The 10,072-nt window shown below is 74.1% G+C and carries 10 protein-coding genes; all 10 read right to left on the bottom strand.

The features are described 5' to 3' along the window. Window positions 1-11: 11 nt before the first annotated feature. The 10 genes from ABLM29_RS13290 to ABLM29_RS13335 all read right to left on the bottom strand — a co-directional run bounded on the left by ABLM29_RS13290 (window position 12) and on the right by ABLM29_RS13335 (window position 10,036). Window positions 12-506, bottom strand: coding sequence for a hydrogenase maturation protease (locus ABLM29_RS13290; protein WP_349714601.1), 495 nt, complete (start codon window positions 504-506; stop codon window positions 12-14). Further along, on the bottom strand, window positions 503-1,837 hold the full coding sequence (locus ABLM29_RS13295) for a Ni/Fe hydrogenase subunit alpha (protein ID WP_349714602.1): 1,335 nt from the start codon (window positions 1,835-1,837) through the stop codon (window positions 503-505). Before ABLM29_RS13295 ends, ABLM29_RS13290 begins: the two co-directional genes overlap by 4 nt. Next, a complete protein-coding gene (locus ABLM29_RS13300) occupies window positions 1,834-2,628 on the bottom strand; it encodes an NADH-quinone oxidoreductase subunit B family protein (RefSeq protein ID WP_349714603.1) in 795 nt (264 codons plus the stop codon). The genes ABLM29_RS13295 and ABLM29_RS13300 overlap by 4 nt, the downstream gene beginning before the upstream one ends. A 3-nt stretch (window positions 2,629-2,631) precedes the next feature. Next, the gene (locus tag ABLM29_RS13305) at window positions 2,632-3,495 is read right to left on the bottom strand and encodes an FAD/NAD(P)-binding protein (protein ID WP_349714604.1); all 864 of its coding nucleotides are present in this window, start codon (window positions 3,493-3,495) and stop codon (window positions 2,632-2,634) included. Further along, entirely contained in the window at window positions 3,492-3,950 is a 459-nt protein-coding gene (locus ABLM29_RS13310; RefSeq protein ID WP_349714605.1) for a Crp/Fnr family transcriptional regulator, read from the bottom strand. The genes ABLM29_RS13305 and ABLM29_RS13310 overlap by 4 nt, the downstream gene beginning before the upstream one ends. Then, window positions 3,950-5,167 (bottom strand): 4Fe-4S dicluster domain-containing protein, encoded by a 1,218-nt coding sequence (locus ABLM29_RS13315; RefSeq protein WP_349714606.1) that lies wholly within the window; start codon window positions 5,165-5,167, stop codon window positions 3,950-3,952. The genes ABLM29_RS13310 and ABLM29_RS13315 overlap by 1 nt, the downstream gene beginning before the upstream one ends. Before the next feature lie 136 nt (window positions 5,168-5,303). Further along, on the bottom strand, window positions 5,304-7,400 hold the full coding sequence (locus tag ABLM29_RS13320) for a TolB-like translocation protein (RefSeq protein ID WP_349714607.1): 2,097 nt from the start codon (window positions 7,398-7,400) through the stop codon (window positions 5,304-5,306). Window positions 7,401-7,856: 456 nt separating this feature from the next. Beyond that, window positions 7,857-8,801, bottom strand: coding sequence for a 1,4-dihydroxy-2-naphthoyl-CoA synthase (locus ABLM29_RS13325; RefSeq protein WP_349714608.1), 945 nt, complete (start codon window positions 8,799-8,801; stop codon window positions 7,857-7,859). A gap of 54 nt (window positions 8,802-8,855) precedes the next feature. Then, the gene (locus ABLM29_RS13330; protein ID WP_349714609.1) at window positions 8,856-9,308 is read right to left on the bottom strand and encodes a nitroreductase family deazaflavin-dependent oxidoreductase; all 453 of its coding nucleotides are present in this window, start codon (window positions 9,306-9,308) and stop codon (window positions 8,856-8,858) included. Between the two features lie 113 nt (window positions 9,309-9,421). Continuing rightward, window positions 9,422-10,036, bottom strand: a complete 615-nt coding sequence (locus ABLM29_RS13335) for an ACT domain-containing protein (RefSeq protein WP_349714610.1) — start codon at window positions 10,034-10,036, stop codon at window positions 9,422-9,424. Window positions 10,037-10,072 lie beyond the last annotated feature (36 nt).

The raw sequence follows: 10,072 nt of genomic DNA on the forward strand, positions 1-10,072 counted from the left end.
GCCGCCGCCGATCAGCGGTGCCCGGCCGCGCCGAGGGCCACCTCCCACAGCACGAGGTCGGCGGCACCCTCCACGGCGGCCGCGACCGGGGCGGAGAGCCCCGCGCCGAGGTCGAGGCGGCCGGCCTCCACGCCCACGACGGCCACCCGCGCGGGCAGCCGACCCAGCGCCCGGCCGAGCCCCACGGCGTCGGCGAGCCCGAGGGCGTGCGTCCCCGCCGTACCGGTCCGCGCCCACGCCCGCTCCGGCAGCGGCGGCGCCGCTGAGCCGACGTCGAACCGGTGCAGCGTCCCGGCGGGGACCCCCGTCACGACGGCGTCGACGACCACGACGTGGTCGTGGCCACGCCACAGGTCGAGCAGCGCGGCGGGGTCCTCCTCCACGACGACCCGCACGCCGGGCTCGCCGCGCAACCGGTCGGACACGCGGTCCGCGACCTCCGGGCCGACGCCGTCGTCGCCGCGGTCGCCGTGGCCGAGCCCCACCACCAGCGTCGCGCCGGTCACGACCGGTCCACGGTGAGGTCGAGGAAGTGGGTGGCGCAGGAGATGCACGGATCGTAGTTGCGGATCGCCTGCTCGCAGCGGTGCCGCAGCGCCTCCTCGTCGAGGTCGTCGAGGTCGGGCCACGAGCCCACCAGCGCGCGCAGGTCGGCCTCGACGCCGGCCTGGTTCTGCGAGGTCGGCGGGACGATCTGCGCGTCGAGGATCGTGCCGGCGTCGTCCAACACGTAGCGGTGGAAGAGGATGCCCCGGGGCGCCTCGCTCGCCCCGAACCCCTCGCCGGCGCGCGGCGGCACGGGCACGGCCGGCGCCTCCGCGGCCAGCGACCCGTCGAGCCAGGCGTCGACGATGCGCAGCGCCTCCGACACCGCCTCGACGATCTCCACCGCCCGCACGACGATCGACCGGAACGGGTTGCGGCAGGCCGGGCCCAGCCCCGCCTCGCGCGCGGCGTCGCGGGCGACGGCACCGAGACGGTCGTGGTTGAGCGTGTAGCGGGCCAGCGGGCCCACCACGTACGGGCCGCGGACGCCGCCGTCGAGGCGGGCGTGCAGCGCGTGCGAGTGCGGCACCTGGAGCTCGTCGAGGTGGGCGGGGAAGTCGCGGACGTCGAAGCCGTTCCCCGACGAGGTCACCACCCGCCCGTCCTCGATCGGGTACCCCGCCTCCGGCCGGAGCGCCACGTACTCGTGCGGCTGCTCCAGGTGGGGGAAGTCGAAGCCCGACACCAGCCGCACCGTCGCCAGTGCGTCCTCCAGCGCCCGCTCCAGGACGGGCCGCACCCCGCGCAGCTCGTCCGCGCGCGGCATCCGGTGGAAGCCGCCGACCTTGACGTTGATCGGGTGGATGGAGCGGCCGCCGACCACGGTCATCAGCCGGTTGCCGGCCTGCTTCAGCCGCAGCCCGGTCTCCACGACGGACGGGTGGTCGGCGGCGAGGTCGATGGCGCCGTCGTACCCGAGGAAGTCCGGGGCGTGCAGCAGGTAGACGTGCAGGGCGTGGCTCTCGATCCACTCCCCGCAGTAGAGCAGCCGGCGCATCGCCCGGACGGCCTCGGGCACGGTGACGCCGCACGCGTCCTCGATCGCCCAGCAGGCGCTCACCTGGTAGGCCACCGGGCAGATCCCGCAGATGCGCGCGGTGATGTCGGGCGGCTCGGTCCACGCCCGGCCCCGGAGGAGGGCCTCGAAGAAGCGCGGCGGCTCGTAGATCCGCAGCTGGACGTCGCTCACCCGGCCGTCGCGCACCTCGATGCGCATCGCGCCCTCACCCTCGACGCGGGCGAGGGTGTCGACGTGGATCAGGTGGTCGCCGTCGCCGGTCCGCTGGCTCACGGGTCGCCTCCCTCCCTGGTCCCGGCGCGCTCGGCGGCACGCAGGAAGACCTCGGAGGCGGCGTTGAAGGTCCGGAACACCCGCCGCACCTGGCCGTCGTCCATGCCGTGCTCCCGCAGCCGAACGGTGAGGGACGCCGCGTTGGGCGTGTCCTGGGGCCCGAAGCAGCCGTAGCAGCCCCGGTCGTACGACGGGCACAGCGCGCCGCACCCCGCCTGGGTCACCGGGCCGAGGCACGGGGTGCCGTGCGCCACGGTGACGCACACGTTCCCGCGCCGCTTGCACTCGAAGCAGACGCTGTGGCGGGCGATGCGCGGCCGCCGCCCCTGGAGCTCGGCGGCCAGCACCTCCAGCAGCTGGTGCCGGTCGACCGGGCAGCCGCGCAGCTCGAAGTCGACCGCGACGTGGGCCGAGATCGGGGTGGAGCGGTCGAGCGTCTCGACGTACTCCGGGTGGGCGTAGACCACCGACCGGAACTCCGCCACGTCGGCGAAGTTGCGCAGCGCCTGGATGCCGCCGGCGGTGGCGCAGGCGCCGATCGTGATCAACCGGCGCGACGCGGCGCGGACCTGCTGGATGCGCTCCAGGTCGTCCGGCGTGGTGATCGACCCCTCCACCAGCGAGACGTCGTACGGGCCCTCCACCACCGCTCGGGTCGCCTCGGGGAAGTACCCGATCTCGACCTGGCCGGCGAGCGGGATCAGCTCGTCCTCGCAGTTGAGCAGCGTGAGCTGACAGCCGTCGCACGACGCGAACTTCCACACCGCGAGCCGGGGCCTGGGATCGGTCATCTCCTACAGCTCCGCCCGGGTGAGCAGTGGCGCGAGCCGGTCGTGGGACAGCACGGGGCCGTCCACGCACAGGAACAGCTCGCGGAGCTGGCAGTGGCCGCACAGGCCGACCCCGCACTGCATGTTCCGCTCCATCGACAGGCGGAGCCGGTCCGGCGCCACCCCGCGGTCGAGCAGCGCGCGGGCGGTGAACCGCATCATCACCTCGGGGCCGCAGAGCAGGGCCAGGGTGCGCGCGCCGTCGAAGCGGGCGCGCGCGACGAGCTCGGTGACGACGCCGACCCGGCCCCGCCACCCGTGGCCGCCGGCGTCGACGGTCACCGCCACGTCGATCGCGTGCTCGCGCGCCCAGGCGCGGAGCTCCGTCTCGAACAGGAGGTCCTCGGGGGTCCGCGCGCCGTAGAGCAGGCTGACCCTGCCGTACGACGCCCGGTCGGCGCAGACCGCGAGGACGGCGGGGCGCAGCGGGGCCAGCCCGATGCCCCCGGCGACGATGACGAGGTCGCCGCCACGGCCGTCCGCGACGTCCCAGCCGTGCCCGAACGGGCCGCGCACGCCGAGCACGTCGCCGACGGCGGCACCGGCGAGGGAGCGGGTGACGCCACCGACGTCGCGGATCGTGTGCTCGAGGACCTCGGGGCCGGCCGGGTCGCCGCTGATCGAGATCGGGACCTCGCCGACGCCGAAGCGGGACAGCATCGTGAACTGCCCGGGCGCGAAGGCGAGGGGCTCGTCGTCGGCCGTCAGCCGCACGGTCCGCGTGTCGCGGGTGTCGCGGCGCACCTCGGTGACCACGAACGGTCGGGGCACCATCACTCCCGCCGCCGCGCCGGGGAACGGGGGCGCGGGGGCCGGCCGGGCGGTCACGACGGCGCCCCGTACAGGTCCAGCATCCGCATCCGGGCCGAGTGCAGCCGGTCCGACATCACCTGGACCACGCGCTGCATCAGCGCGTACCCGAGCGCGGGGTCCCCCTCGCACTTGCCGCGCAGGCAGGCGCCGTCGAACGCGATCAGGCTGGTCTCCTCGGTGGCGCGGGCGTCGAAGGTCCAGCGGTACGGCGGCACCAGCCACGACCACCCGACGACGTCCCCCTCGTGGGCCGTCTGGATCACGAGGGGACCGGTCGGCGTGGGCGTCTCGATCGCGACGCAGCCGCGCCGGACGACGTAGAAGGTGTCCGCGGGCTCGCCCTCCCGGAACACCCAGGCGCCGGGCGAGAGGTGGGTGTTGGACGCACACCCGGTCATCAGGTCGATCCACTGCTCGTCGAGCCCCTCGAAGAAGGGGTGCTCGGGGAGCAGCTCCGCGATGGTCCTCATCAGCTGCCTCCACTCGTCGGGTCCGCGGGTTCGGCGGCCAGGCGCAGCGCCGCCGCCTCCGCGGTGATGTCGATGGCCGCCGGGCACCAGGTCACGCAGCGGCCGCACCCCACGCAGCCGGAGGTGCCGAACTGGTCGACCCAGGACGCCAGCTTGTGGGTCATCCACTGGCGGTAGCGGGCCTTCGTCGAGGCCCGGACGGTCCCGCCGTGGATCCAGGAGTGGTCGGCGTCGAAGCAGGAGTCCCACACCCGGTCGCGCCCCGCCACGTCGCCGGTCAGGTCGGTGACGTCCTCGACGGTGGTGCAGAAGCAGGTGGGGCAGACCGCGGTGCAGTTGCCGCAGGCCAGGCAGCGGGTGGCCACGTCGTCCCAGAGCGGGCTCTCCGCCGCGTCGTACAGCAGCTCCTTCAGCCCGTCGGTGTCCAGGTGGCGCCCCATCCACCCGGCGGCATCGGCGGCGACCCGGTCGCCGGCAGCCACGTCGTCGGCCGGGGCGGCCCGGGCACCGATCTCGTCGAGGAGCTCGGCGCCGCGGTCGCTGGCCACCTCGACGACGAAGCGGTGGGTGCCGGTCCCCGGCGGCCCGCCGAGCAGCTCGGTGAGCGACAGGTCGTACGACGCGCCCCGGCCCCGCTCGGGCCGCGGCCCGGTGCCGGTCGAGGCGCAGAAGCAGGTGCCGGACGGGTCGGAGCAGGTCACCGCGACCACGAACGCGGCCGACCGCCGGGCGGCGTACGCGACGTCGGCGTGCGCGCGGCCGGTGAGCACCACGTCGTGGATGCCGATCGCGGAGAGGTCGCAGGAGCGGACCCCGAGCAGGGCGTACGGCGGCAGGTCGGCGCCGTCCCCGGCCTCGGGGGCGGCGACCTCGAACCCCTCGCCGCTCCGGCGCCCGCGCCACAGCACCTCCTCGGCGGGGAAGAAGACCGGCTTCGCCGACTGCGCCCCCGCGGCGAACCCGAACAGCGCCTCGTCCTCGCGCCGCCGCAACCGGTACCGCCCCGCGTCCTGCTCGTCGCCCCAGCCGCGGGGCAGCTCCTCGACGCTGCGGATCGGCGCGTTCACGATCGCGCCGGACCGCACCGTCGGCCCGATCACGGTGTAGCCGCGCGCGACCAGCCGGTCCAGGAGCGCCTGCAGCCCCGGGACGTCGATGACGCGATCCGGTTCCGGCGGCGATCCGGGCAGGTCAGCCGTCGCGCCCTCGCGGGTCATGCCCGCAGTGTCTCCACCCGGTCGGACGGGCGGGTAGGGCCAAGGTCCCCTGTCGTGCCGACACTCCTCCTGTGCGCTCCGCACGCACCGGGTGCGGGCTCAGCACACATCAGGGCCCACGAAGGCACGGGCCGACCTACCCCGCGCGGACTCGGAGCCGCTTCGTCGCGGCCTCGAGCACGACCGGTCCACCGCCGTTGCCGCCGTAGCGGGCGACCACCTTCAGCCTCACCGGGCTCTTCCCCTCGATCTTCGCGGCCGCGATCGTGACCTCGGCGCCGAAGCGGCAGGCGTCGGTGACCGCTGCCTTCTTCTTGGCGAGCGCGCGCGTGCCCTGCTTGACCGCGATCCTCACGGTCCCGTCGCAGGTCGCGGCGTTCTTCGCGAACGAGCCGGCGAGCCGGCCCGTCAGCCGGTAGGCGAACGGGGCCGTCCGGTCCCGTTTCGGCGTGGCCGAGAGGCGGACCTTCGGCGTCACGACCGGCGTCGGGACGAGCCGGCGGCGCGCGGTCGTCGACGCCGCGCCGGCCTCGCCGGTCACGTCCAGCGTCAGCACGAGGCGGGAGTGCTTCACGAAGTCCGGGTCCGCCAGCAGCGCGACGAGCTCCTCCACCGCGGCGTCGCCGCCGGCGAGGTCCAGCGGCACGTCGACCGTCAGCCCGCCCGGCGCGTAGGCCGCCGCCTCCTCGAGCGCGAACACCTGACGGCCCGCTCCCCCGGCGCTGCGCCGCGCGACCACCTTGCCGGTGAGCACGCCCTCGCACAGGGCCGCGCCGCAGCCGACGCTGACCAGCAGGTCCGTCGGGTCCTGCGTACCGCGGCCGATCGCCGGCGCCAGGGCGGGAGGGCCGGTGACGTCGCGCACGAACGCGTCGAACGGGAAGGGCTGGCCGGAGGAGAAGTCGTCGGGCGCCAGGTCGGGCGCGTCGCTGCTGAACGCCACGAACCGGCCGTCGTCGGAGATCGCGACGCCGTCCCGCCCGTTGCTGGGGAGCGGTTCCGCCTCCGCGCCGGTCGGGCGGTTGACGATCTCGGTGATCCCGGTCGCGCGGTCGCGTAGGTAGATCGTGTTGTTCTCGTCGCCGTCCTCGGCGTGCGCCGCGATGAACCGGGCGTCGGCCGAGATCGCGAAGTTGAAGCAGCAGAAGCCCGGCAGCAGCTCGCCGCCGGTGAGCACCGCGGCCTGCTCGGTGGCGCCGGTGGCCAGGTCCCGCACGAAGAGCCGCTTCGCGTTGGTGTCCGCCCACGCGACGTGGGTGCCGTCGCCGGCCATCAGCCCGCTAGCCGACGACTGGACCTCCCCGTCCGGGCCGACGGCCCGCGACTCCACGGTGGTCCGCGCCCGGACGACGTCGCGGACCAGGAAGACCGGTCTCGGGGACTCGACGCTCGGCAGGCCCCCGAGGTTCTCCGCGGCGGTGACGAACCCGACCTTGCTGCCGTCGTCGGAGATCACCGGGCCGCTCGCGTCGGTCTCCGCGGGGGTGCCGTCGTCGGTCCGGCTGACCAGGACCGTCCGACCGGTGCGGCGGTTCCAGCGGAGGACCTGCAGAGCGTTCAGCCCGAAGGACTCGACGAGCTCGGCCCCGGCCAGCTCCTCCGAGCGCGAGGCGAAGGCGACGAAGCGCCCGTCGCCGGAGATGGCCAGGTCGCCCTGCGCCCCCTCGGGGACGACGGCACCGGCACCGGTCCCGCTGACCAGGAGGGTGCGGCCCGCGACCACGTCGCGCACGAAGACGTCCGTCACGCCGTTGTCGTCCCCGGCGACCAGGTTGCTGGCCGCCGAGAGGAACGCGACGTACCGGCCGTCCGCCGAGATCCCGGTGTGGTGCTCCCCCGCGTTGAAGCCTGCGCCGCTGGTGCCGTCGCCCAGCTCGCCGTCGGCACCGTCCGCGCGGCTGACGATCCGCGTCTCGCCGGTCAGCTGGTCGCGCCAGAAGACGTCGCGCACGCCGTTGTCGTCACCGGAGACCAGGTTGCTCGCCTCCGAGTCGAACACGACGAACCGGCCGTCCGATGAGAGCTCCGGGTGCGTCGACCGGCCGTTCGGGACCGCGCCGCCGAGTCCGGCGCTGACCAGGGTCGTGGTGCCGGCCGACGAGATCGGTCCGCTCACCTCGGCACGCGCCGGCGCGGTGAGCGCCCCCGCCCCGAGGGCCACGGCGAGGGCCGCGCCGAGAGCGGCGGCGCGGCGGGAGCGGGACGGCTGGGACGCGGGAGCGGACGCAGGCACGGGGCGTGACGCTATCCGCTGCCCCCCGCCGCCGACCTCCGTTGCTGGAAACTCCCGAGGAACGGACCGTGACGGCGGTGGGCTGCGGGTTTCGACGCCCGACCGCCGATTCCGGTGAGTGCCGGGGACGTCGGCGGGGCGGGGCGGGGCGGGGGCGGGGCGGGGGCTGTGGCCGGGGGAAGCGCTGTAACACGCTGTCCGCCGGTCTGGTCGGCCGTTCGCGTCGCCTCCAGCCCGTTGTGGCGGGCTGTCACCAACGCAGACGGCCGGGTAGTGCGGTGGACGGCGTGTTACATGACCGCCGACCCCGCGCCGCGTCGTCGTCGTGTGCCTGAGACATCGGGATAGAGGGTTCCTGGGCACACGGCCTCGTCCGCACCGGCGCCCGACCCGGGTCGTGTACCCCTCACCCCGGAATAGCGGGTTCTCAGGCACACGACCCCGCCCACAGGCGGATCAGTAGTACCAGGGGTACGGCGACCAGTCGGGGTCGCGCTTCTCCAGGAACTGGTCGCGGCCCTCCTGGGCCTCGTCGGTCATGTACGCCAGGCGGGTGGTCTCGCCGGCGAAGAGCTGCTGGCCGACCAGGCCGTCGTCGAGGAGGTTGAAGGAGTACTTGAGCATCCGCTGGGCCGTCGGCGACTTGCCGTTGATCTTGCGGCCCCACTCCAGGGCCTCCTTCTCCAGGTCGGCGTGGTCGACGACCCGGTTGACCGCGCCCATCCGGTGCATGGTCTCGGCGTCGTACTCGTCGCCGAGGAAGAAGATCTCGCGGGCGAACTTCTGGCCGACCTGGCGGGCCAGGTAGGCCGAGCCGTAGCCGCCGTCGAACGAGCCCACGTCGGCGTCGGTCTGCTTGAAGCGGGCGTGCTCGCGGGAGGCGAGGGTCAGGTCGGCGACGGCGTGCAGGGAGTGGCCGCCGCCGGCCGCCCAGCCGGGGACCACGCAGATGACGACCTTCGGCATGAACCGGATCAGCCGCTGGCACTCGAGGATGTGCAGGCGGGCCAGCTTGGCCTTGTCGATGGCGCTGGGCTCCTCGGCGCCGGTGTCGCCCGCGCCGATCGACTTGTCCTCGTACTGGTAGCCCGCCTTGCCGCGGATGCGCTGGTCGCCGCCGGTGCAGAAGGCCCACTTGCCGTTCTTCGCCGACGGGCCGTTGCCGGTCAGGATCACGCAGCCGACGTCGGCGGAGGTGCGGGCGTGCTCCAGGGTGCGGAGCAGCTCGTCGACGGTGTTCGGCCGGAACGCGTTGAGCACGTCGGGGCGGTCGAAGGCGATCCGGACGGTGCCGTGGGCCTTCGCGCGGTGGTAGGTCAGGTCGGTGAGGTCGTCGAAGCCGGGCACCACGTCCCACTGGCTCGCGTCGAAGATCTCGCTCACGCCGTCGATCGCACTCATGACGCGAACGCTACTGCCCGACCGACCCGCCCCACGGGGCAGGTCGCCGGCCGGTCAGGAGCCGACGCGCTCCAGCAGGAAGACCGGGATCTTCCGGTCCGTCTTCTCCTGGTACTCCGCGTACGGCGCGTACTGGGCCACCGCGCGCTCCCACCACTCCTCGCGCTCGTCGCCCTCGGCGATCCGCGCCCGGTAGAGCGCCGGCTCCGGGCCGTCCTGGAGCTGGACCACGGGGTCGGCGACGAAGTTGTAGTACCAGGCGGGGTTCTCCGGCGTGCCGCCCTTGGAGGCGACCGCGGCGTAGACGCCGTCCTTCTCGACCCGCATCACCGGGTTCTTGCGCAGGTTGCCGGACTTCACGCCGCGGGAGGTGATGACGACGATCGGCCAGTCCGCGCGGCCCGGGAGCGTGTTCGCCTCGGCGCCACCGGAGGCCTCGTAGGCCGCGACCTGGTCACGCACCCACTGCTGCTGGTTCGGCTCGTAGGTTCCTTCGAGAAGATCCATGCTCGTCAGAACATCACGCGCGGAGCGCTGATTCCAGAGGTGGTTTCGAGGCTCGCTTCGCTCGCACCTCAACCACCGGCGGGCGTGCCGCTCGCACCTCAACCACCGGTGGGTCAGTCGTTGGCGTTCGCGATCGTGACCGCCAAACCGGCCAGGTGGCCGAGGCGCGCGAGCTCGGAGTCGAGGAAGTCGGGGCCGCCGCGGCGCCCGATCATCACGACCTCGTTGCCGTCGAGCCGGGCGGCGGCGTACAGCGTGTTCTCGTCCTCGGGCAGCTCCATCCGCTGCGGCGCCTCGATCTCGAGGAAGTCCATCTCCTCCGGCGCCGCGCTGGTGCCGTAGACGACCCCCTTGGCGCGGTGCACCCGCGCGCCCCAGTCGGCGCGGAACGTCGCGGGGAGCAGGTCGACCAGCCGGTCCAGCGCCTCTCCCGGCGAGGCCGTCAGCTCCTCGACCGCCTCCAGGTCCAGGACCAGGCTGCCGCCGGACGGGTAGTGGCTGATCCACAGCACGCGGACGCCGTCGAGCACGTTGCAGGCCGACACGATCGTGTCGGGCATCGTGCCCTGCGGGATCTCCAGCAGCACGTCGTCCAGTGCGGTGCCGTCGGGCCGCTTCTCGACGATCTCGATCGCCTCGATGTCACCCCCGGCCACACCGATCGCGGTGGCGACCCGTCCCAGCGATCCGGGGACGTCGGGGAGCGCCACGCGCATCAGGAAGGACATGCGGCCACGCTAACCTGACCGCGTTGCGCCCGCGTT

The sequence above is a fragment of the Nocardioides sp. YIM 152588 genome, assembly GCF_040191335.1.
Classification (GTDB): Bacteria; Actinomycetota; Actinomycetes; order Propionibacteriales; family Nocardioidaceae; genus Nocardioides.

Coding starts and splice junctions, on each gene's coding strand:
- ABLM29_RS13300 (WP_349714603.1), bottom strand. CDS start 2,628: ATGACCGATCCCAGGCCCCGGCTCGCGGTGTGGAAGTTCGCGTCGTGC.
- ABLM29_RS13310 (WP_349714605.1), bottom strand. CDS start 3,950: ATGAGGACCATCGCGGAGCTGCTCCCCGAGCACCCCTTCTTCGAGGGG.
- ABLM29_RS13315 (WP_349714606.1), bottom strand. CDS start 5,167: ATGACCCGCGAGGGCGCGACGGCTGACCTGCCCGGATCGCCGCCGGAA.
- ABLM29_RS13325 (WP_349714608.1), bottom strand. CDS start 8,801: ATGAGTGCGATCGACGGCGTGAGCGAGATCTTCGACGCGAGCCAGTGG.
- ABLM29_RS13330 (WP_349714609.1), bottom strand. CDS start 9,308: ATGGATCTTCTCGAAGGAACCTACGAGCCGAACCAGCAGCAGTGGGTG.
- ABLM29_RS13335 (WP_349714610.1), bottom strand. CDS start 10,036: ATGTCCTTCCTGATGCGCGTGGCGCTCCCCGACGTCCCCGGATCGCTG.